At 58.8% G+C, this 21,693-nt stretch carries 18 protein-coding genes, 4 tRNA genes and 1 pseudogene; 9 read left to right on the plus strand and 14 right to left on the minus strand.

Annotated elements, in window-relative coordinates; genetic code table 11:
- Nucleotides 1–3: 3 nt before the first annotated feature.
- From frmR to PSH76_RS18390, 4 genes are all read right to left on the minus strand, one after another.
- Nucleotides 4–279, minus strand: coding sequence for a formaldehyde-responsive transcriptional repressor FrmR (gene frmR, locus PSH76_RS18375; protein WP_007182548.1), 276 nt, complete (start codon nucleotides 277–279; stop codon nucleotides 4–6).
- A 282-nt stretch (nucleotides 280–561) separates the two neighbouring features.
- Entirely contained in the window at nucleotides 562–1,452 is an 891-nt protein-coding gene (locus PSH76_RS18380) for a carbon-nitrogen hydrolase family protein (protein ID WP_007182547.1), read from the minus strand.
- Complete coding sequence (locus tag PSH76_RS18385; protein WP_007182546.1) at nucleotides 1,449–2,057, minus strand: GNAT family N-acetyltransferase; 609 nt, start codon at nucleotides 2,055–2,057, stop codon at nucleotides 1,449–1,451. The genes PSH76_RS18380 and PSH76_RS18385 overlap by 4 nt, the downstream gene beginning before the upstream one ends.
- A gap of 1 nt (nucleotide 2,058) precedes the next feature.
- Nucleotides 2,059–2,466 carry a ketosteroid isomerase-related protein gene (locus PSH76_RS18390; RefSeq protein ID WP_017514126.1) on the minus strand — a complete coding sequence of 136 codons (408 nt, stop codon included), beginning with the start codon at nucleotides 2,464–2,466 and terminating at the stop codon, nucleotides 2,059–2,061.
- A 154-nt stretch (nucleotides 2,467–2,620) separates the two neighbouring features.
- On the opposite strand from PSH76_RS18390, the gene PSH76_RS18395 reads away from it, so the two are divergent.
- Nucleotides 2,621–3,526 carry a LysR family transcriptional regulator gene (locus tag PSH76_RS18395; RefSeq protein WP_020924945.1) on the plus strand — a complete coding sequence of 302 codons (906 nt, stop codon included), beginning with the start codon at nucleotides 2,621–2,623 and terminating at the stop codon, nucleotides 3,524–3,526.
- 150 nt (nucleotides 3,527–3,676) lie between these two features.
- On the opposite strand, the gene uvrB is transcribed toward PSH76_RS18395, so the two are convergent.
- A complete protein-coding gene (gene uvrB / locus PSH76_RS18400; RefSeq protein WP_020924944.1) occupies nucleotides 3,677–5,653 on the minus strand; it encodes an excinuclease ABC subunit UvrB in 1,977 nt (658 codons plus the stop codon).
- Nucleotides 5,654–6,146: 493 nt separating this feature from the next.
- On the opposite strand from uvrB, the gene PSH76_RS18405 reads away from it, so the two are divergent.
- On the plus strand, nucleotides 6,147–7,418 hold the full coding sequence (locus PSH76_RS18405) for an IS4-like element ISPa45 family transposase (protein WP_020924943.1): 1,272 nt from the start codon (nucleotides 6,147–6,149) through the stop codon (nucleotides 7,416–7,418).
- 257 nt (nucleotides 7,419–7,675) lie between these two features.
- Here PSH76_RS18405 and PSH76_RS18410 read toward each other — a convergent pair whose 3' ends face one another.
- Nucleotides 7,676–8,107, minus strand: a complete 432-nt coding sequence (locus tag PSH76_RS18410; protein WP_023835768.1) for a DUF488 family protein — start codon at nucleotides 8,105–8,107, stop codon at nucleotides 7,676–7,678.
- A 484-nt stretch (nucleotides 8,108–8,591) separates the two neighbouring features.
- On the opposite strand from PSH76_RS18410, the gene PSH76_RS18415 reads away from it, so the two are divergent.
- From PSH76_RS18415 to PSH76_RS18425, 3 genes are all read left to right on the plus strand, one after another.
- On the plus strand, nucleotides 8,592–9,533 hold the full coding sequence (locus PSH76_RS18415) for a LysR family transcriptional regulator (RefSeq protein WP_028698648.1): 942 nt from the start codon (nucleotides 8,592–8,594) through the stop codon (nucleotides 9,531–9,533).
- A gap of 466 nt (nucleotides 9,534–9,999) precedes the next feature.
- Nucleotides 10,000–11,214 carry a glutathione-independent formaldehyde dehydrogenase gene (locus PSH76_RS18420; RefSeq protein ID WP_023093406.1) on the plus strand — a complete coding sequence of 405 codons (1,215 nt, stop codon included), beginning with the start codon at nucleotides 10,000–10,002 and terminating at the stop codon, nucleotides 11,212–11,214.
- 483 nt (nucleotides 11,215–11,697) lie between these two features.
- Nucleotides 11,698–12,588: a LysR family transcriptional regulator gene (locus PSH76_RS18425; protein ID WP_023103878.1), complete on the plus strand. Its 891-nt coding sequence runs from the start codon at nucleotides 11,698–11,700 to the stop codon at nucleotides 12,586–12,588.
- A 22-nt stretch (nucleotides 12,589–12,610) separates the two neighbouring features.
- Here PSH76_RS18425 and PSH76_RS18430 read toward each other — a convergent pair whose 3' ends face one another.
- Nucleotides 12,611–12,904 (minus strand): helix-turn-helix domain-containing protein, encoded by a 294-nt coding sequence (locus PSH76_RS18430; RefSeq protein ID WP_009459591.1) that lies wholly within the window; start codon nucleotides 12,902–12,904, stop codon nucleotides 12,611–12,613.
- Nucleotides 12,905–13,023: 119 nt separating this feature from the next.
- On the opposite strand from PSH76_RS18430, the gene PSH76_RS18435 reads away from it, so the two are divergent.
- Entirely contained in the window at nucleotides 13,024–13,677 is a 654-nt protein-coding gene (locus tag PSH76_RS18435) for a substrate-binding domain-containing protein (protein ID WP_023106332.1), read from the plus strand.
- Between the two features lie 202 nt (nucleotides 13,678–13,879).
- Nucleotides 13,880–14,764 carry a Dyp-type peroxidase gene (locus PSH76_RS18440; protein WP_009876630.1) on the plus strand — a complete coding sequence of 295 codons (885 nt, stop codon included), beginning with the start codon at nucleotides 13,880–13,882 and terminating at the stop codon, nucleotides 14,762–14,764.
- Between the two features lie 37 nt (nucleotides 14,765–14,801).
- On the opposite strand, the gene PSH76_RS18445 is transcribed toward PSH76_RS18440, so the two are convergent.
- From PSH76_RS18445 to PSH76_RS18465, 5 genes are all read right to left on the minus strand, one after another.
- Nucleotides 14,802–16,745: an integrase arm-type DNA-binding domain-containing protein gene (locus PSH76_RS18445; protein ID WP_009876631.1), complete on the minus strand. Its 1,944-nt coding sequence runs from the start codon at nucleotides 16,743–16,745 to the stop codon at nucleotides 14,802–14,804.
- 226 nt (nucleotides 16,746–16,971) lie between these two features.
- A tRNA-Gly gene (locus tag PSH76_RS18450) sits at nucleotides 16,972–17,047 on the minus strand.
- 3 nt (nucleotides 17,048–17,050) lie between these two features.
- Nucleotides 17,051–17,126, minus strand: a tRNA-Glu gene (locus PSH76_RS18455).
- Nucleotides 17,127–17,231: 105 nt separating this feature from the next.
- Nucleotides 17,232–17,307 (minus strand) — tRNA-Gly (locus PSH76_RS18460).
- Nucleotides 17,308–17,310: 3 nt separating this feature from the next.
- Nucleotides 17,311–17,386 (minus strand) — tRNA-Glu (locus PSH76_RS18465).
- 359 nt (nucleotides 17,387–17,745) lie between these two features.
- Between PSH76_RS18465 and PSH76_RS18470 the strand changes: the two genes are divergently transcribed.
- Both PSH76_RS18470 and PSH76_RS18475 read left to right on the plus strand, forming a co-directional pair.
- On the plus strand, nucleotides 17,746–18,516 hold the full coding sequence (locus PSH76_RS18470; protein WP_032892606.1) for a hypothetical protein: 771 nt from the start codon (nucleotides 17,746–17,748) through the stop codon (nucleotides 18,514–18,516).
- Between the two features lie 326 nt (nucleotides 18,517–18,842).
- Nucleotides 18,843–19,655 (plus strand): alpha/beta fold hydrolase, encoded by an 813-nt coding sequence (locus PSH76_RS18475; protein WP_098952211.1) that lies wholly within the window; start codon nucleotides 18,843–18,845, stop codon nucleotides 19,653–19,655.
- Nucleotides 19,656–19,691: 36 nt separating this feature from the next.
- On the opposite strand, the gene PSH76_RS30795 is transcribed toward PSH76_RS18475, so the two are convergent.
- Both PSH76_RS30795 and PSH76_RS30800 read right to left on the minus strand, forming a co-directional pair.
- A complete protein-coding gene (locus tag PSH76_RS30795) occupies nucleotides 19,692–20,609 on the minus strand; it encodes a methyl-accepting chemotaxis protein (RefSeq protein ID WP_370874667.1) in 918 nt (305 codons plus the stop codon).
- Nucleotides 20,598–21,692: pseudogene (locus tag PSH76_RS30800) on the minus strand (HAMP domain-containing protein); the annotation flags it as partial. The gene PSH76_RS30795 and the pseudogene PSH76_RS30800, both read right to left, overlap by 12 nt.
- Nucleotide 21,693: the final 1 nt, after the last annotated feature.

Genomic DNA, 21,693 nt, shown 5'->3' on the forward strand with positions numbered 1-21,693 from the left:
CCTCTACCGCAGATAGGAGCGGACGATAGAGATGGTCTCGTCAATGGACTTGTTCTGCGAATCGCTCCTGATTTCGCTACTGGGAAACTCTTCCCGCAGATAGCTCTCCAGAACGGTTGCCATCAATCCGTTGACTGCCCCACGAACGGCCGCAAGCTGCTGAAGAATTGCAGGGCATTCCGCACCTGCATCGAGCGCTTGCTCAAGAGTCGCTACCTGACCTTTGATGCGCCGGATGCGCGTCAGGGCTTGCTTCTTTTCTTCCGGGCTGTGTGGCATCGAACACCTCTCTACTTGGGTACACCGCCGCATTATACAATACTCCACCATAGTATATGCGGCCGAACTTCGCCACAAATTCTGTGCTCTTCGAGCACTATTACAGGCTAGTACAGATTTGTTCCCAAGAAGCGCAAAACATTCAAATCAATGAATATTTCTTGCATGTATCGACAGCATCGGGGCAAGTTCAAAACCGGTCAAACTGGAAAAATCTATGCGCAGATAGATATGGCCTATCTAAGCCAACTCATCGAGCTGAAGCTATCAAGATGAGACCGGCTAGGCGACCTGACGACCCGAGTACCGAGCCTTCCTCAGTGCAGGCAACATCTGGCCGTCCCAGTCACGATCGACCGCAACCTGGGCCTGTTCCTGGTTTCGTTCGAGGGCTTCAACGTCCAGATCAGCAATCGCCCATGTCTGCGTGCCGCAAGTCGTCGCGAGAATGCCATCCTCCGGGAATCCGCGATCCATGGGTGCATAGATCGTGGCCTCGCCAGTATTCGTGTCCAGCGCCGGGCTCCAGTCAGCAGCTCCGGTCGTCACGGCCTGCGCGATGAACATTCGGTTCTCCAGTGCCCGCGCCATGCAGCCCACACGGACCCGGGTTGCACCTGCTTGGGTGTCGGTACAGCTCGGGACCAGCAGCAGGCGCACTCCCGCCTCTCGCTGGGCTCGCACGGGCAATGGAAACTCACTGTCATAGCAAACAGCGATGCCGGCACGCACGCCTTTCAAATCGAACACCTTCAGTTCGTCGCCACCCTCGATGACGCCGGCGTCTTTCTCGAACCCCGTCAACTGCAATTTGTCTTGGTAGTCGCGTGTGCCGTCAGGCGCAAACCACCAAGCCCGGTTGCGGTAGCGGTCCAATCCAACCTGGGTCAAAAACGTACCGGCCTGAATGGTCATGCACAACTCGCGCGACAGGTCGGCATACAGTGCCAGCCACGCAGGCTGCAAGGCCTGCAGCGCGGCCAGAGAGGCGTTGAAATCATGGCGGATGCCAGGCTCGAACGTTGCAGCCAGTTCGAGGGATAGATACTCGGGCAACACGGCCAGTTCCGCCCCGCCACGGCGCGCCTCCTCCAGAACCAGCCGCTGCCGCGCAGCAAATGCCTCGAAGCCCGCGGGCTGACCCACTGAGTATTTCGCAACTGCTACTTTCATTTCGCGTTCTCCAGGGAGTGCAGCCACATCGTGAGCGTCTGCTCGGTTTCGCTCGGCTCACCCACCTGCTTCCAGGGCAGCGTAACCTTCATGTCCGACTGCCGCACGTAGCCGCGACGGGTCCAGAAGGGGTCATTACTGCGGTAGTTGGAAGGACGCCGGAGATCGTCGTCTGCACGATCCACCGACGCGAACGATGCCCACTGCATGCCGCCCAACGAACGGGCATGCGCTTCGCGCTCGTCAAAGAAGCGATGGCCCAGGCCAAGGCCCCGGAAGGCCGGGAGCAGGACTGATTCGCCACAGTAAAACACTGCCTCCACCGGGATTCCTCGATCGGCGAACGGCACATGGAAGGCCGGCTCCGCATCGCCGAGCGGCAACCCCGTGGACGCACCCACGACCACATCATCAGCGAGCGCGAGTACCAGCAGGCTGTCTGCCGAACGGGCGTACATGGCGAGGTAGTGCTTCTCGTATTCGGTGTCGCCCTCGTACAGGTAAGGAAAGCTGCGGAAGACGCTCGCCCGCAGGCCTGCCACGGCATCGAACCATTCGGCAATGTCCGGGCCACGACGAACCAGCACCTGCACGTCGCTGGTCATTTCAGGCGTCCCCTCCAACCTGTGCGATCCAGTCGCCGAGGTTGTAGTAGTTGGTGACACGAGCGATCTTGCCATCGCGGATCTCGAAGAACGCGCCGCCCGGCAGCACGTAGCGCTGGCCCTGGGCTTCCGGCAGCCCGTCGTCCGTCACCTTGTATTCGCCATGCACCACGTACTCCGCGCCTGCACGCAGGCCGTCGGCGCTGACCATCACCACGATCCCGCGCAGTTGCTCGCCATAGCAGCGGTCCATGCGCTGCAGGAAGGCGCGGAAGGCTTCGCGACCGACCTCACGAGCGCCCTGGTTCAAGTCGTGCGCGACGTCATCGGTCAACATTGACAGCATGGCCTCGCGGTCGCCGCGGTTGAAGGCGTCGTAGTAGGCAGTGATGAGAGTCGCAGCGTTCATTCGCGTTCCTTGTTGGGTTGTTCGGAGCGGAGCATTCCGGGGTGTTGTCAGTCTGGGCAACCGCGCTCTCCTTGTATATGGAATTGTTGCGATTTTATAATTCCACAATCTGGAACAATTAACGAGCAGCGAAACCGGCCATGAGGCGTGCGTCATGAACAAAGAAATGGAACTACTGCGCATCTTTCGGGTGGCGGCCGAAAGCAGCAGTTTTCGCGATGCGGCCGTCCGGCTGGGGACTTCTCCGCAAGGTGTAACCCGTGCCATCCAGCAACTGGAGCAACACTACGGCGAGGTGTTGTTTCATCGAAGCACGCGCCAGGTGCGCATCACCGCCTTCGGCGAAGGGCTGCTAGACCAAGTGCGCCCCGCATTGGAGCGGTTCGAGGATCTGTGGCGAACGCCTAGCTCCGACCAGCAGGCCTCTCTGTCCGGTACGGTTCGCATCACCGCACCGCACAGCTTGGGCACCAGAGCGGTGCTACCGGCACTGGAGCGCGTGGCCGCGCGTCATCCCGGCATCACGCTGGATGTGCGCCTGTCCGATCGCATCAGCAATACGGTTGACGAAGGGATTGACGTCGGGATCAGGGTCGGATTCATGCGCGATAGCCGCTTCGTCGCACGCAAGGCCGCCGACATGAGACTCCCCATCGTTGCCGCTCCGCGCCTGATCAAGAAAGTGGGCGTACCTGCAAACATCGATGCGCTAAGCAGCCTGCCAGTTACCGTGGCCTTGGATATCAATACCGGCCGTCCCTGGCCTTGGCACTTCAAGGCGGGACGCCAGTGGACACCTACCGCACCCACTCTCGTCGCCGACAATGCCGACATGGAAATGGGAGCGGCGCTGGCCGGGATCGCGTTCGCGCAACTGGCGGACTACATGGCCGCCCCCTACATTGCCAGCGGGAAGCTCGTGCGAGTGCTGGAGAACGAAGAACCTCCGGCATGGGGGTTGTACGTCTATCGGCCTCAGCGTGGCCCCATTCCGGGAAGGGTTCGAGCGGTATTTGATGAAATGCTGGTCGCCGTTGGATCGTTGCCAGCTTTGCGCTGACACGTCGCAAGACGCTGTAGGGCACACATCTTGGAAAGCGGGGCACTGAGCCTCGGCGGCTCACCCCTCCGGTTGAATGATGAACCGACCGTCTGCCCGCTTGCCCCAGATGCAGATCGGTCGGCCATGCAACCCAATGCCGGCGAACGATTAGATGTAAATGAATTGCCGGTACAACCCATCCAACTGACGACGAATGTCTTCGACGCGCTGCTCGTCACCGGTATCGGTAAATTCGAGTAGCTGCTGTTCCTTGGCAGTGATCTGATCGCAAAGGTCGGACAAGTTCTCGCAGAAAGCCTCGGAATGAACGGTGGGCTCCTCCGTATTCGTCTCTTCCCCTGCTAGTTTTCGCACAGACGAGGCTGGAGAAATCCCATTTTCCTCGTTAAAGGCAATTTGAAGCTGCCTGCGCCTATTGGTCTCATCGATCGCCTGCTTCATCGCCGGCGTCACCGCGTCGGCGTACAAGATCGCCTTGCCGTTTTCATTCCGAGCGACTCGACCGATCATCTGAATGAGCGCATGGGCCGAACGCAAGAACCCTGCACGGTCTGCATCGAGAATGGCAACCAATGATGCCTCTGGAATATCCAGCCCTTCGCGCAAAAGACTAATCCCAATCAAAACATCGAACTCTCCTGCGCGCAGGCCATTGATGATCTCAACACGATCCTCCGCTTTTATGTCCGAATGCATGTAGCGCGCTCGAATCCCGTTGTCCGTCAAGAAATCCGTTAGCTCTTCTGCACTGACCTTCGTCAGCGTAGTCACAAGCACTCGATTCTTTCTCTTCACGCACTTCGATATTTCGGCAAGCAGGTCATCTATGTATCCATCCGCTTTCCGCACTTCAACCTTGGGGTCAAGCAGTCCCGTTGGCCTGATAACCTGTTCGACAACCCTGCCTTTCGACACCCTCAGCTCGTAGTCGCCCGGAGTAGCGGAAACAAAGATGGTCTGAGGCTTGACCTTCTCGAACTCGTCAAAGTTCAATGGCCGGTTGTTCTTCGATGAAGGCAAACGGAACCCGTAATCGATCAGCGTGTCCTTGCGCGCCTGATCCCCCCGGTACATTGCGGATATCTGTGGCACCATGACATGAGATTCATCGACGAACAGCAGCCCGTCTTTCGGCAAATAATCCAGCAACGTGATCGGAGGAGAAGCTGCGTCTCGGTCGCTGAAGTAGCAGGAATAATTCTCCATCCCCGAGCAATAGCCGACCTCGCGCATCATTTCCACGTCATGCGTGATCCGCTCGTACAGCCTGATTGCCTCGACCAAGCGATTATTCCTGTTCAGCTCGGCAACCCGCTCTTCCATATCAGCGAGTATCTTTTTGGATGCAGAATCTATTTTGTTCGTGGGCGGCGCGAAAAGCGTTTTTGGCGAAACCAAATAATGGTCTATCTCTCCCAACGTCTTGCCGGTAACAGGGTCCATCCATTGGACAGACGCAACAGTGTCATCCAACAGTTCCACCCGAACCGCCCTGTACTCGGAATCAGCGGGGAAAATGTCAATCACATCACCTTGGACGCGGAACGTTGCACGCTTGAGAGTGCGCTCCGTGCGATCATATTGCAGCAAAGCCAAGCGACGAATTAGCTCTCTCTGGTTTAGTTTGACCCCAGGGGACAGAGCGATCTGTAGCGCTCGGTATGCATCTGGATCACCCAGGCCGTAGATTGAAGACACCGAAGCGACGACGATCACGTCACGACGCTCAATCAAGGATTTGGTCGTGGACAGGCGCAGGCGCTCAAGGTGGTCATTGATGGCCGAGTCCTTTGGAATGAAACGATCGGTGCCCGGCATATAGATTTCGGGCTGAAAATAATCGTAGTAGGAAACGAAGTACTCGACCGCGTTCTCAGGAAAGAAGTGCTTCATTTCACCATAAAGCTGCGCGGTCAACGTCTTGTTAGGAGCCAAGATCAACGTAGGCCGCTTCAGACGATGAATCACATTGGCCATGGTGAAGGTCTTACCTGAGCCGGTGATACCTTTCAGCGTCTGGTGCGTCGCACCTTCTTCTATGTCCGACAGCAGGCGCGCTATCGCCTCTGGCTGGTCCCCCGCCGGCGTATAGTTGGAGTGCAGAATAAACATACCGGTTGACATTAGATATCTCCTAATTGAGCTACTTCAATTTGTCCTGATGTATCGGCTATTCCAGAAGACCTATAGCAGTACCAAACTGGGGTGTAAATGACGGCGATCCTGCCGCGCCCCACCTGGGCGTAGGCGTCGCCAACATGATAGCCCAGCACATGGGCGGGCTTCCCAGTGCATATCCGCCGATCGCCACGACGTCAGCCAGCGGCCCGTCTGCCAATGCACCTGGAGCCACTCGCCTCGTTGAGCGCTGACATCGAGCCGTGGCGGGCGAGGTTGCTCTGTACGCCCAATGTGTGGCGCCGGCTCCCGCCGATACGCGCCTTTGTCTCTCTCAGCCCTCCAGACGAGGCGTTGGAAACGTGGAGCTACGTCAATGTCATCAACTTAAGGAATTTTTCCTATAAATATCATATAATTAGCGCTAAATTCAGCGCATAGGAGAAACCCTTTTGGCCCCTCATTCCACACCGTTTGACACCGCCCAGCAAACCCTGGCTTGAAAATTGTACAAAAAATAACCAGTCAGCTCGATTGTCCCGACTTCATCGATACCCACCGCCAGCGCCCTCACGACTTTACCCGCCGACGCCAACTGACCTTCAAGAACCTCGTCCTGTTTTTGCTCAATCAGCCACGCACCGCCCTGCAAACCGAGCTCGATCAGTTCTATCGCGTGCTCAACCAGGCCTCGGCCGAGACCCAGGTGGTCACCGCGCAGGCCTTCAGCAAGGCGCGCGGCAAGCTCAAGCCCGAGGTCTTCGAGAGCCTCAACCAAACCCTTCAGCAACAGCTCGACAGCCTCGGGCTGCGCCAGACGTGGCGCGGGTTACGGGTACTCGCCGTGGACGGCTCGACCGTCCATTTACCGCTGGAGTCGGTCATGACGCGCTTTTTCGGCTGCCATAGCGAGTTTCCCGTTGCCCGTCTGTCCATGCTCTACGACGTCGCCGACGGCCAGACGCTACACAGCCTGATCGTGCCATCCGCAGTCGGCGAGCGCGATTGCGCCCATCTGCACCTCGAGCATCTGCCCGCTGACAGCCTGACGTTGTTTGATCGCGGCTACCCCGGACACTGGCTGTTTGCGCTGTTCGAGCAGCACCGGCGACATTTCCTGATGCGCCTGCCGTGTGGCTACAACGCGCAGGTCAAACAGTTTCTCCGCTCGGGGCAGACAGAAGACACGCAGTTCTTCTCTGCCAGTCATCCCGAGGCGCGCCTGTTCTGTACCGAGGCCGGCGTCGATCCCGCGGGCCGGGTCGAATTGCGCCTGATCCGGGTCGAGCTAGCCAGCGGTGAAAGCGAAGTGCTGCTGACCTCCCTGCTGGATCGACAGGCCTTCCCGGCCGAGGTGTTCGCGGATCTTTACCACCGCCGCTGGGGCATCGAAACGGACTACCGCCGCCTCAAGCAGACCCTCTGCCTCGACAACTTTAGCGGCCGTAGCGTGACGGCCGTGAAGCAGGACTTTCATGCCGGGCAACTGCTGAAAAACCTAGCGCTGCTGATGCAACATCTGCTGCAACCGGTCATCGAGCAGCGCCACAAAGGCCGCAAGCTGCGCTGGAAGGTCAACTTCACCCAAGGGGTGTCACGCCTCAAGAACACCCTGGTCGACCTGCTGGTACGCCCCGGTGTGCAGGGGCTGGCCAACGTGATGGAGTTGATGGCCAACAGCCTCAGCGCTGTGCGCCCGGGCCGCAGCTTCCCGCGCCAGCGTATGCGCCTGGCCAGTCGCGGCTGCGAGGGCTACAAACCGACGCGCTAAGAACAAGCAGCACCCGAACTGCACCGCAAAAAAGCTGGCCAGACAGCGGCCGGCACGCGCTCGCCCGGAAAACGAGAAATCCCGCCCGCCGAGGCGAACCGGCATCCATTAAGCTGGCGTCTGGGTCGCACATGCGCTGAACTGGGGAGCAAAACCAGTGAAGGCACTGCTGCAACCGCGCGTCCAAGCCCCGGGATTTCTTGCCCCGGCCAGGGCTGGGGGCTTAAGTTGATGACATTGGGAGCTACGTCGCCCCTCTAAAGATGCACGATCTCAACATTCGGCCATTTGCCTGCAAGGTACTCGGCCACTAGCCTCCGATGGCAGTGATGGGGCTTGTCTTCGCTGCAAAGCAGGCAACTGTTATCAATCTTTTCTTTATCGATTGACTCAATCTTTCGGGACGACATTAAATCCAGAAATTTACTGGCGTAGATATCCCAATCTCCCCCTTTTATTTTATATTCCTCGAACATGTCTTTGGTTGGAGCAAGTGCTGGTAGATGTTCATATTCCATCCCACACAACGCCTCGGAAAAATATCGAAGATCCTCGCGTTTAGCGAATCCGGCCAATTGCGAAACATTATTCAGGCGAACATCGACAAGGCGCTTGGCACCAGAAGCACTTAACTTGGTGAAGAAGGACCGCGCGGAGGTCTTAGTGAATCCAATCGTGAATATCTTCATCTGCCTTATTCCCCTCGTTCCTTCATCCATAAATGGCTGTTATTGAGCTACCGCCAGGCATGCCCGTCAATCGCAGCTAAGGAAACGCTGGGGGCATGGTGTACTAGCTGCGCCACAACGGCCATGGCAGGCTCCATTCTCTCGCCGCTTCAACGGCCACGACCCGAACAGCTCAAGAGCTTAGCACCGCCTTTTGCGGTTGCGTGCCTCACCACTCACGCTTACTCCCTTCCAGAACGCGCCAACTGCTAAGCTACATGAGGACGACTCGCCCACAGCGCAAAGCACCTGTGTTCGCGCTATTGGCTGTCCCGTGCGTTGTGGTGCTGACCGTCGATGACGAGTCGAACCTACTGTATGGACACTGCGCGCGGCAGCCTTTCATGCGTGCCAGCTACGTGCCCAAGGTTGGACGCGGATCGAAGCGTGCGCAGGGTTTTTCGTGAAAGTATAAAATCCAATCAACTTTATCAGAAGAAAATATATGATCGTAAGAAACTTTGAATACTTGCTTGCTTTGCACCGTGAAGGCCATTTTGGCAACGCGGCCAAAAGCTGCAATGTTTCTCAGCCGACACTCTCCGCGGGCATTAAGCAATTGGAGGAAGACATGGGTGTCGAGATCGTGCGTCATGGCCGACGCTATGACGGCCTCACTTCTGAAGGGATGCGCGTACTGTCTTGGGCTCAGCAGATGTATGACGACTGCAAAGGGCTGGAGCGAGAACTCTCCGCACTACGGCGAGGTATAGAGGGGCAATTCCGGCTAGGGATACTCCCAGGAACTGCCGGTGTAGCGCCCACATTAAGCATCGCCCTTGCTGAAAAAACACCCTTACTTCAACAATCAGTTCTGGTTTCCGGCGCTTCTTCCCTGCTACAGGCGATTCGAGAAAACAATTTGGATATCGCACTCATGCATTTGGAGGATATCCCAGGGGAAGACTTCGATACTCACCTTCTGTACCGTGAACGCATTTTCCTTTTTCACGCCGCGAGAACACAGCAACCCCGAAGCACAACGTGGGACCATGTTCTCAATAGACAACTCTGCGTGCTGAACTCGGCAGTACCTGAACCCATTCAAGATAGGCTGATGCAATGTACCGCGCAGACTATTCGCACTGATTCAATTGACGTGCTATCGGCACACGTGGCGACAGGAAAATATTCGGCAGTTCTTCCGCAATCTCTCGCCGGCCAACTCGCGCACATTCCAAATCTCCACGCAATCGCAATCAATGGACCAATGTCGCACTCAAATGTCGGATTCGTTGCTGGGAAAAATGCGTTCGAGGCACCGTCATCGCGTGCATTGCTCGAAATGGTGCACACCCCCGAACTCGCCGCCACTCTTCAATCCGTTATATCGATCCATCGTCGGTTCCAGCCCAAAGCAGACTCATCTCAAAGCCCCCTGAAATAGCGAGTCTTGAAGAGCAACTCTGTATTGCTTCAACCAGGCGAAGATTGCAGGCATGCCGTGTGCGCCGCTAACAGGCGCCACGTGCTGAGCAACCCATCGAAGGCCACTAGGTCCAGGGGCAACTCGGGGGGCAGGAGTACCTGCTGCATGCGGCCTCCTCATGTCTCGCTGGGTCGAGCTGACTGTTCCTAGATCAAGCTAGGAGGCGCGATGTAGCGATGATCGTTGCCCTCTCCCGGCTAGGAGACGAGCACGGCTCGACGATCCCGCGTAGATAGATCGTGCCTATCTGCACATAGATTATTCCAGTTTGACCACTTCTGAGCTTGATCCGATGCTGTCAAGACCGCAGAAGGAGACGCGACCAACGGCTAGGCAATACCACGATCGTTCTTCTTGACAGCGGTAAATTTCGTTTCCCACTTCGATTTAGAAGATGGAAACATTAACGCACAGAGGTGACGAAATGACTCCGACCGGTAACCGAATCGTGACTTTCGAGAAGCCCTTGGAAATGAAGGTCAACACCTTCAAATTTCCAGAGCTGATAACCCCTCAAGGGAAAAGCGCACCCCATGGCGCTATCCTCAAAATAGTTACCACAAATATCTGTGGCAGCGACCTTCACATTTATCGCGGTTCGTTTGCTGTTCCCAAGGGAATGACCATGGGCCATGAAATGACCGGCGAAGTGATCGAAGTGGGATCAGACGTCGAAGTCGTGAAGAAGGGCGACATCGTTTCCGTTCCCTTCAATGTGGGGTGTGGGCGTTGCTACAACTGCAAGCATATGCGCTCCGATGTATGCGAGAACACCAACCCCGAAATCGACTGCGGAGCCTACGGGTTCAACCTCGGTGGCTGGACGGGGGGGCAAGGTGATTATCTCTTCGTACCGTATGCGGATTTCAATCTCCTTCGCTTCCCTGACAAGGATGCCGCCATGGAAAAAATCCGCGACCTGACCCTTCTCTCTGACGTATTACCCACAGCTTTCCATGGGTTCGCTGGCCCAGACTGGCCAGCCGCGCCGGCCTACGTCGTCGGCGAAAACATCCTGATCTTCGGTGCCGGGCCGGTCGGCAGAGCGGGTGCCGCCTGCGCCAGACTTCTGGGTGCAGGCGCCATCATCGTTGCCGATTACATTCAAGAGCGGCTGGACCTTCTCAAGCCACACGGCGTGGAAACCATCAACCTTTCCGACGGCGTGCCGATCGAGGAGCATCTCGAACGCATTACCGGGCACAGGGAGGTGGATCGCGTCATCGACTATGTTGGTGTGGACTGCCGCGGGTTTGGCGCGGAGGCTGACAAGATCGTGGAGAGCGCTGTTACCAACGCAATGCTCAAATATGTCCGCTTCGGCGGAATGACCAGTACGGTCGGTGTGTACTGCGCAAACCCGATCTCGAAAGACCCGAAAGCCAAGAAAGGCCATATGGATCTGGAATGGTCCAACGCCTGGATCAAGTCGCCGCGAATGTCGGCTGGTCAATCTCCGACGGCCAACTACAACCACGCGTTAATGCGGGCGATACTGAACGATCGCATGCCTTACCTTTCGCCGATGATGAACACTAAGTTCATCAAGCTCGAAGACGCGCCCGCCGCGTACAAAGAGTTCGACGCGGGTTCTGCATACAAGTACGTCATCGACCCGCATGGTTCAGTGCGGCATTAAGCATCCGGCGCGGGCTAAGCATCAGGATGTCTCACACTTTCTGGTGAGAGGCATTCTGGTCCCGCCAGTCTCCGGGCAGCAACTGGAGCCGGCGAATATTTTCGCCGGCATTTGCCGTCTGCCCCAGGGTACTTGCCTTGGCTCGGACCAGGAGCAGAGCCTCAGCAATCCGCAGGTGATGATCAACCGCAAGCGTGTTCAAGCGCTTGGTTCGCAATCGGCCAAGGGTCAGACGGGGACGATGCACGGCATCCATTGACGTGCGTGGCTGGAGATAGCCTTCGTCTGATCCTTATCACCCCACGGACTTGACAGGCTCGCCTGGTGTTGTGCCTGCCTCGGGCCATCGCACGGTCAACCCAGCCCTGGCTCATTCAGCCAGAAGTTTCCAATGATGTGGCCGAACTCGCCGCCGCCAGAATGGCAGTCACTTCTATAGGGAGATAGCACAGTGTTGGATAAGTCGGAACGGGAGGGTGGCCTATGGAGCTGCGCCATCTTCGCTGCTTCGTAGTTCTTGCTGAGGAGCTACATTTCACGCGGGCGGCTGAGCGCCTGCATATCGAACAACCACCGCTATCACGAGCCATCAAGGAACTTGAGGACGAGTTGGGCGTAGTGCTCTTCGACCGAAACCGACGAGGAACAGTTCTAACGGCGGCGGGCGCGGTCTTCTTGCAAGATGTTCGCCGTCTATTCACAGTGCTGGAACAGGCTCGTGAAAATGCCAAGGCTGTGGCATCGGGCTTGCGCGGTAGCCTGCGCATCGCTGTATCAGATGGGGCTATCGATCCACGGCTGTCGGCATTTCTGGCTCGTTGCCGCGCCGAGGAGCCGGAGATCGAAATACGCTTGTCAGAAGTGCCTCTGGCAGAGCAAGTGCGTGGCTTGCGTTCGGGCGACTTCATGATCGGGTTCGCGCACACGGGCGATGTCGGCGACGGTATCGCTGCCGAACCAATCTGGCACGACCCGCTGGTGATTGCGGTGCCAGCTCGTCACTCATTGCTCACCTACAAGGAGGTGCCACTTCAAGAACTTCAAGGCCATCCACTTGTCCTGTGCGACCCGCAGGTATGCGAGGGCTATTGCCGCGAACTCAAGCGGCTGCTCAACACGTTGGAGCACAAGCTGAATGTTGTCGAGGAAGTGTCCTCGCTGGACATGATGCTCACGTTGGTCGGCGCCGGCTACGGCATCGGCTTCATGACGGCGACCAAGATTCCCATCTCCCAACGGCCGGATGTGGTGATCCGCCCCTTGGCGATGGATTCTGCCGTGATCACCACCTACCTGCTTCGGCCCGACGGCGGCAATTTATCGGCTTCGGTGGAGCGATTTATCGTTCGCCTTCGCGACTCTTCGGACGGTTGACGGAGCCTGGCAGGCTAGACACTCAGGGATCAGTGTCGGCACGCAGATTGCGTTCGGTCGCCGTCATCAGGTCAGCCGCGCTTATTCCAAGTGCCGTAGAAATTTTCAGTATGAGCGGAAGCGTGGGCACGTGCTCACCACGCTCGATCTTACCCATGTGAGAACGCGAAATGCTTGCCCGAGATGCGAACTCGTCTTGCGCGACTCCTTGAGCGACGCGCGCAGCGCGCACGGCCTGTCCGAAGGCTAACGCCGACTCGGATTCATACGTCGATGTGCCAGAAGGACGGCCTGGCTGAATTGTTGATTTCTGCATTAGCAGAAGCGTCAAACAATCTGCCACAATTAACCACGTTAAAGATAACGACGTTAAACTTCACTCTTTCCTGCAACGCTGGTTTGCCTTTCTGGACAGATCGCTTATTGGGGGCCCTCATGCATGACGCCACCAGCCAGTTTTCCCATTTCAGGCTTGCTATCGCGCCCGGAGTGCCATCCTCTTGCCTCACAACGCTTCTTGCCCTACAGCGCGCGGAGGAACCAGAAGTCACCATCACGTTCTTTGAGACCTCAGCCGATGATCTGTTGACGGGCCTTGAGGAAGGCCGCTACGACGCTGGAATGACGCTTCGGAACGCTGGTGCTCCGGCCGTGAAAAGCCAACCGCTCTGGGTGGAGAACGTGGCTGTTGCAGTGCCGCTGGGGTCCCCCTTAGTTGCCCAGGCGAAGATCACGCTTGCCGAGCTTCTGGACTATCCGGTGTTTCGCTGGCCGGCGGAGGCTTGCCTACTGCTGGATCAGCGACTGTCCTTTCTTCCGTTGAGCCAGCAGAGCATTCAGCACGTGACTTCGTTCGAGATGATGGCGCTTTGGGTGACCGCTGGCTACGGAGTGGGGCTCTCCGCGCAATCGCGCATTGAGCGTGCCCATGCGTGGGGGATCACTATGCGACCGCTTTCAGACGGCCCCTACGAGATCGTGACATATCTGCAGCGGCCCCACGGACGAGCCAATGTTGTTTCTGAGCGGTTCGAGCACAGGGCAATGTTGGTTGCCAGGGACAGGGCGGCTTGCTCGAATACCCCATAGCCCGCTCTCGCCGAGGCTGCGTGCGGGTAATTGCAGCGGCACGCGCCTGTTAGCGCGCCAGTGATAGCGCTTCCATCTCTGGCAATATGATGAATTAACATGGTCTTTGGAGGCACGAATGGTTGGAAGTGGTTGGGATCGAGTACCAATTGACTCGCAAAGCATCGATGCGCCGCTGTCGCGCGCGGCGGTGTTTCTCACGTTGACAGTCGCCGAGGGCCACGAGGCCCTTCAGGCGGTCGCCGGCGTCTTGGACGGGCTGGACGACCTGATCAAAACGGTGGGCTTCCGCGATCTCAACGGCCGGCTGTCGTGCATCACTGCACTGGGATCGGCGCTATGGGACCGTTTCCAGACCGGGAAGCGCCCGAAGGAACTACGGCCCTTCGTGCCCATCGAGGGTGCCAAGCACACCGCGCCTGCCACGCCCGGCGACCTGTTCTTTCACATCCGTGCCGAACGCGAGGACCTCTGTTTTGAATTCGAGCGCCTGCTGCTGGACCAACTGGGCAGCAGCGTGACGGTGGCCGACGAGGTGGTCGGTTTTCGCTACTTCGACTCCCGCGACCTGCTTGGCTTTGTCGATGGCACGGCCAACCCGACCGGGCACGACATCGGCGCCTCGACGCTGGTCGGCAGTGAAGATCAGGCGTTCGCCGGCGGCAGCTACTTGGTGGTGCAGAAGTATCTGCACCAAATGCAGCCGTGGGCTCGGCTCGCCAAGGACGAGCAAGAGCGGATCATCGGCCGGGAGATCGTCAGCAATGTCGAATTGCCCGACGCGACGAGCGGCCAGAAATCGCACAAGACCCTCGCCACGATCGTGGACGACGACGGCACCGAGCACGACATCCTGCGCGACAACATGCCCTTCGGCCGCCCCGGCCAGGGCGAATATGGCACCTACTTCATCGGCTACTCCAGGCATCTGTGGGTGACGCAGAAGATGCTGGAGCGCATGTTCCTCGGCGATCCGCCAGGCATGCACGACCGCCTGCTCGATTTCTCGACGGCGCACACCGGCGCCGTGTTCTTCGCTCCCGCACCGCGCACGCTGAGCGAACTCGTGGAGGCGGTGCAAGCGTAATGCAGGGGCCGCAAGGCCCCTGCAAGGTTTGAGAGCCCTATGCTCCGTCTAGAACTACTGCGCTATCCACCAGCCGACGAACGCTTTGCCGCACATCCTCGGGGATGGGGTACGGGGCAATGGCCTCGGGCATATCCGCATAGTGCTGGTAGTCGCCCATGATGACCTGGATGATCGCCGGCACGTTGGTCGGCGTGACCGCATCAATGGCCGCGCGGTCCCCCAGGTCAGGGTGCGGCTGGGTCAGCATGCGGTACAGATCCCACGAATCCGCGTGCGGGCACTGGTTCATGAGCACCTGGGCCAGCTTGTGCTTGAGCGGCACCAGTTGCCAATCGGGAACACGCTGCCCCCGATTGCCCAAACTGATGGACAGCAACTTGCCCGCTTTCAGTTCGCGGTTGATCTGGTCCTTGGACTTTCCGGCCAGCTTGCCGAACAGCGGGACCGGCAAGCTGCTTGGAGACTCGTAGATGGTCAGCATTTCCTCGCGCTCGCGCTGGATCGCGGACACTTCCGGCTCTGGGGCATGCGTCGGAGGCGGCGGTACCTGAGACAGCCGCTGGAACGTGATGCCGCCGTTGCTCGGGGTTACGACAATAGGCGTGGCCACGACGGGCGGGACGCCGGGAGGAGTGGGCTCGGCCATCGCGAGGGTCGCATCCACCGCTTCCTCCACTTCTGCCATCGCCGGCACCCCGTCGATACGGATGGTCAGATGCGCGCTCGCGGCTTCCACTTCGCCCTGTTCGAGCAGGTCGAGCCGATCGGCCCAGTCCTGCATCATCCGACGGCGCGGCTCAACGTACTTGGCGTGGTTGTAGGACGAACTCACCTTGTTGGGGTCGGAATGGGAAAGCTGCGCGTCCACCCAAATCTTCGGGTAGCCAATCTCGTTGAGCGCCGTCGAGATAGTGCCGCGGATGCCGTGGCCGGTCAGGCGCCCCTCATAGCCCATGAGCTGCACGGCCTTGTTGAGGGTGTTCTCGCTGATGCGCTTCTTGAGTTCGCTGCGGTGTGACAGCAAGTACTTCTGCGCCGGCCGCATCACCCCCAGGAGATAGCGCACGATCTCGATGGCCTGCAGGGATAGCGGCACGATATAGGGGGGCACATCCTGCGGCCGCTTCCCTGCCTTGCGCATTTCATCCTGGAGCTGCTTGACGATCTGCGGTGGGATGATCCACAAGCCCCTGTCGAGGTCGAACTGTTCGGGTTCGGCCAATCGCAGTTCGCCGGTGCGCACCCCGGTCAGGAACAGCAGCCGGACGCCAAGCTGGGTCTGCCAGCCACGGGGGTTGTAGAGCCGGAGCTTCTGGAGGAACTCGGGCATCTCGGGCAGGTGCAGGTAGGGATTGTGGGCTACGGGGGGCTTGGGCTCTGCCACCACGTCCAGGTCGGCGGCCGGGTTGACTTCCAACCCCTCGGCAATGACCAGGGCATAGCGGAACAACTGGTTGAACCAGGTGCGGACCTTCTCGGCGGTGGTGAACGCCTTGCGTTTCTCGATCGCCGCCAAGACGCCCAGGAGTTGGGGGCGGCGAATGTCGTAGATCGACATTCTTCCCAGGGTGGGCAACACGTCCTTGTTGAAGATGCGCAGGATCTGCGACAGCGTGCTTTGACGGCCTTCCTTGAGTTCCTTGCGGCGATGCTCGACCCAGGCATCGAAGACGGTCTTGAAGGTGTATTCGCCCGCCAGCTTGGCCGCGTGCCGTTTCTGGTCGCGCTCGACCTGAGGATCGATCCCCCTGGCGAGCAGGGCCTGGGCCTTGTCTCGCTCGATCCGGGCCTCGCGCAGGCTGAGAGCAGGATAGCCGCCCAGGCACAGGCGCTTTTGCTTGCCCAGCCAGTAGTAGCGGAATTGCCATGACTTGCCGCCTGCGGCTGAGACCATCAGGCCCAGGCAGTCGTTGTCGGAGAGGGTGTAGCGTTTTCCGGTGGTCTTCGCCTGCCGGACGGTCAGATCAGAGAGCGCCATTTCGAGACTCCTAAGTAATGACTTAGGCCCTATGCTCGTCATGGTCCCCGCTCAGCCCCAGCAACTATCCGGTAGCCGACCCACCCGTATTCTTGTGCCTTATTTGGTCACTCAAAAACGGTAGCTGTGGGTGGATTTCCGTGGCACTCGCTGGAATGAAAAAAGGAGCCGAAGCTCCTTTTTTCAATGACCTACAGACCCCAGTAGAAGTCTGTGGATCAAAATTTGGAGCGGGAAACGAGACTCGAACTCGCGACCCCGACCTTGGCAAGGTCGTGCTCTACCAACTGAGCTATTCCCGCAAATGGCGTCCCCTAGGGGACTCGAACCCCTGTTACCGCCGTGAAAGGGCGGTGTCCTAGGCCACTAGACGAAGGGGACACGCTACTGAAACACATGATGTGTGTTCCAGTGCCCAGAGGCCTTGTCCGAAGACTTGGTCCTGGTTTCACTCAATGCCGCCCGAGGGCCACACTGCTTGTAAATTGGAGCGGGAAACGAGACTCGAACTCGCGACCCCGACCTTGGCAAGGTCGTGCTCTACCAACTGAGCTATTCCCGCATATGGCGTCCCCTAGGGGACTCGAACCCCTGTTACCGCCGTGAAAGGGCGGTGTCCTAGGCCACTAGACGAAGGGGACACACGTACAACATTCACTCCCTACCCCGTTTCGCTGTGTGCTTTACGCTGTAAGTGGCGCGCATTCTATGGATGGATTGAAAGGTCGTCAACCCCCAAGGATAAATTTATTTAAATCAATGACTTCGCCATGGTTTCACGGCCTTCGCGGGCATTGGTGCCGTCCGAGCCTTGGCGCCTATATTCTGGCGTTCGACAAGGCGCTATAGTTCACCCAGGTAAATGATGGCAATGTGCATCCATTCAGGCAACGCCTACCTATATAGAAGAAATCACCTGGGCAACTGGTCGATCGGTCCTATCCGCCGGATGACCCAGTCACTACACTCCACAGCACACCCTATTAAAGAGGTCACACCGGTGACACCACTCATGATCACCCTGCTGGTAATAGCCGGGATCGTAATACTGATCGCCATTGGCTACATGAACCACGTGGTGGAAAACAACAAGCTGGAAAAGAAGCGCACCGAGATCGAGCTTAACGATCGGCTGCGTCGCTGCGGTGAAATCACCGAGACCTTCCCTGGCCAACTGATGACCCCAGCGCTCAAGCTGTTGCTGGCTCGCCTGGAGCTGAACGTCAACCAGCGCCTGTTGAACCTGAACAAGTCCAGCACACCACTCAAGGCGCGCATCAACGAACTGAATGCGCTGATCGCCCAAGGCGAGTCGATTCCAGTGGCCAACCCGCCGGCGCCGATCCAGACCGAAGCCAAGGCCAAGGACGTGCGCTTCTTGCTCGAAGCCCTGCACGGCCAAGTCACCCGCGCCGCCCAGGACGGCTTCCTGCCGACCAACGAGGCCAAGCACTGGATCAAGGAAATCCGGCATATCCTGGTGCTGCTGCACATCGAGTTTTTCAACAACCTCGGCCAGCACGCCCTGCTGCAAGGCCAACCCGGCCAGGCACGCCTGGCGTTCGAGCGCGGCGTGCAGTACCTGCGCAAACAGCCAGAGCCGGTGCTCTACAGCGCTCAGTTGCAACTGCTGGAATCCCAACTTGCGCGCGCCAACTCCACGGTGCTGACCAACAGCCAGCCTGCCGAGGACGAAGTCAACGAGCTGACCGAGGGCTTGAAAGTCGTTGACGCTGACGCCGAGTGGAAGAAGAAAGCTATTTACGATTGATGGCAACGCGAGCGCAATGCTCAAAGCAACGAAGATCAAAGGTGGGGCTTGCCGGCGAAGACGTCGGCTCAGCAAAGATTGATGTTGACTGACCCACCGCTTTCGCGAGCAAGCCCGCTCCCACAGTTCGATGGTGGGGTGTCAGGTAGGTGAGTATCGGCTGGCGGGCCTTCATCGCAGGCAAGCCAGCTCCCACAGTGAGGTCGTAGGGTGTCAGGCCGCTAAGGAAAATCCGACTCTGCCACATGCCATTAATATGACCCTATCCCCCCGCCCCCGACTAGCGTAAAAAAGTGCCCCTCACTCCGTGAAATTAGAGGCCTGTTATGCCTGTCGCCGTGATTGATGGACAACCGCTGCACTATATCGACCAGGGCGCCGGCCCCGTCGTGCTACTGGGTTCGAGTTACCTATGGGCCAGCGACATGTGGGCGCCGCAGATTGAAGCGCTGTCGCAGCAATACCGCGTAATCGTCCCCGAATTATGGGGCCACGGTGAGTCCGGCCCGTTGCCAGCACCCACCCATTCCCTGGATGACCTGGCCCGCCAGGCCCTGGCACTGCTGGATCACCTGGACATCGCAGAGGCCAACCTGGTGGGCCTCTCGGTCGGCGGCATGTGGGGCGCACGCCTGGCGCTGCTGGCTCCCGAGCGCATCAACAGCGTGGTACTGATGGACACCTACCTCGGGGCCGAACCCGAAGCAACGTGCCAGTACTATTTCTCGCTGTTCAAGATGATCGAAGACGCCGGGGCGATCCCCGAACCGTTGCTGGATGTGATCGCGCCGATCTTCTTCCGCCCGAACATTGACCGCGAATCCGCGCTGTACCAGGATTTTCGCCAGTCACTGCAAAGCTTCCCCAAAGAACGCCTGCTGGACAGCATCGTGCCGCTGGGCCGCCTGATCTTCAGCCGCGAAGACATCCTGGCGCAACTACCGGCCTTGGACTCCGACACCACCCTGGTGATGTGCGGCGAGCAGGACAAACCCCGGCCACCGGCCGAGTCCGAGGAAATGGCCGAACTGATTGGTTGCAGCCTGATCCTGATCCCCGAAGCCGGGCATATCTCCAGCCGCGAGAACCCGGATTTCGTCAACGAGGCGCTGCTGACCTTCCTCGCCAACCACGCCTGATCGCCCTGCCCTCAGATCGCAGCGCCTTGGCTGCGATCAAAGGCGGAAATGCCCCACCATGCCCTTGAGTTGCGCGCCCAACTGCGCCAACTGGATGCTCGAGGCGGCATTGTCTTGCATGCTCAACGCCGAATGATCGGCACTCGCCCGAATACTGGTAACGCTGCGGTTGATCTCTTCGGCCACCGAGCTCTGCTCCTCGGCGGCGGCGGCGATCTGTTGGTTCATCTGCTGGATCAATGAAACGGCCGCCGCAATGCTGCCCAAGGCCCCTTCGGTTTCCAGCGCATCACTGACCGCCAGCTTCACCAGCTCGCCGCTCTGCTGGATCTGCTGCACCGAGGACTGCGCCGCACTGCGCAGCGTGCTGACCAGCCGTTCGATTTCTTCGGTCGATTGCTGGGTGCGCTTGGCCAGTGCCCGCACTTCATCGGCCACCACCGCAAAGCCACGCCCTTGCTCACCGGCACGCGCCGCCTCAATCGCAGCGTTCAAGGCCAGCAGGTTGGTCTGTTCGGCCACGCTCCGGATCACGCTCAAGACGGTACCAATGTTCTGGATTTGCGCACTGAGGCTTTCGATGCTGGCGCTGGCACTGTTGCTGGATGTGGCCAGCAGCTCGATACGCTGCAGGCTCATGCGCACCACCTGCTGGCCGCTATCGACCTTGGCATCCGCAGTCTGCGCGGCCTGGGCCGCCTGCTCGGCATTGCGTGCCACATCGTGCACCGTGGCGGTCATCTGGTTCATCGCCGTGGCGACCTGTTCGGTTTCGTCCTTCTGGTTGCTGACTTCGGCAGTGGTTTGCTCGGTGACGCTGGACAGCGAATGCGCGGAGCTGGCGAGCTGTTCGATCCCCGTCTGCAACCCACTGACCATCTGGCTCAAGCTGTTGCCCATCTGCTGCATCGCCTGCATCAACTGGCCGATTTCATCACGCCGGCTGACCTCCATGCGCCCACTCAGGTCACCTGAGGCGATCTGCTGGGCCACGGCGATCACCGCGCGCAACGGCGCAACAATCAAGCGGGTGATCACCCACGCAGCGATCAAACCCACCAGCAGTGCCAGAGCAGATGAACCGATGATCAACAGCGTGCTGTGCTGCAACTGCGTTTGCATGGACTGGTCTTCGGCGGCATACGCCTGGTTGACCCGGCTGACCACTTGCTCGGCGCGGTCATGCAATTGCGTGTAGACCACTTTTTCCTGGGCCAGCAGCCCGGTGTATTCGCCGAGCTTGTCACTGAACGACGCGATATGCCCGGAGACTTCATTGAGCACGGTCTGGTAGCCGGGGTCCTTGACCGTGGTTTTGAGTTTCTCGACTTCAGCCAGGGCCTGGTCGGCTTGCTCGATCTTGCCCTGCCCGGCGTCGTCTGCGTCTGCCCTGCGGCTCTGGTCCAGGCGCACCCGTGCTTCGTTCATGGCCTGCAACATCAGCCGCGACACTTGGCTGACTTGCCCTGCCTGCTCGATAAACTCCGCGCCCTCCTTGCCTTGGCTTTCCTTGAGGCCGTAGGCACCGTCATCCGCCAGCCCGGCTTGCAGCACATCCAGATTATTGGCCACGCTGGACACCGACCAACTGGCCATTTCCAAGGCGAGGTCTTTGGTCTGGGTCAACTCGACGAACTCATCGAATGCCTTGCGATAGGCGACCAAAGCTTGCTCAACGTCGCCCATCACTCGCTCGTTGCTGGCGGACCGAGCCTTGAGGCGCGTGGCCTGGGCCAGCAGCGCATCGACACTGGCATGCAGGGCGTCAACGGCCTTGGCGTCGGCGTGCAGCGCATAGTCCTGTTCGATCAAGCGCACCTTGAGCAGGTCACTGTTAAGCGTCGACATCGACGTGAGGCCTTCGAAGCGCTGGCCGATGGTCTGCAGGGACCACACACCGATGGCCGCGACCAGGGCCGTCAGCAGCAGTACCAGGGTAAAACCCAAGCCGAGTTTTTTTGCCATACCGAGGTTGGCGAAACGTCGTTGCACGCCCGAAATCATTGCACTTGATCCTCTTGCAATGGCAAATGCCATA

The organism is Pseudomonas sp. FP215 (genome assembly GCF_030687795.1).
Lineage (GTDB): Bacteria > Pseudomonadota > Gammaproteobacteria > Pseudomonadales > Pseudomonadaceae > Aquipseudomonas > Aquipseudomonas salmasensis.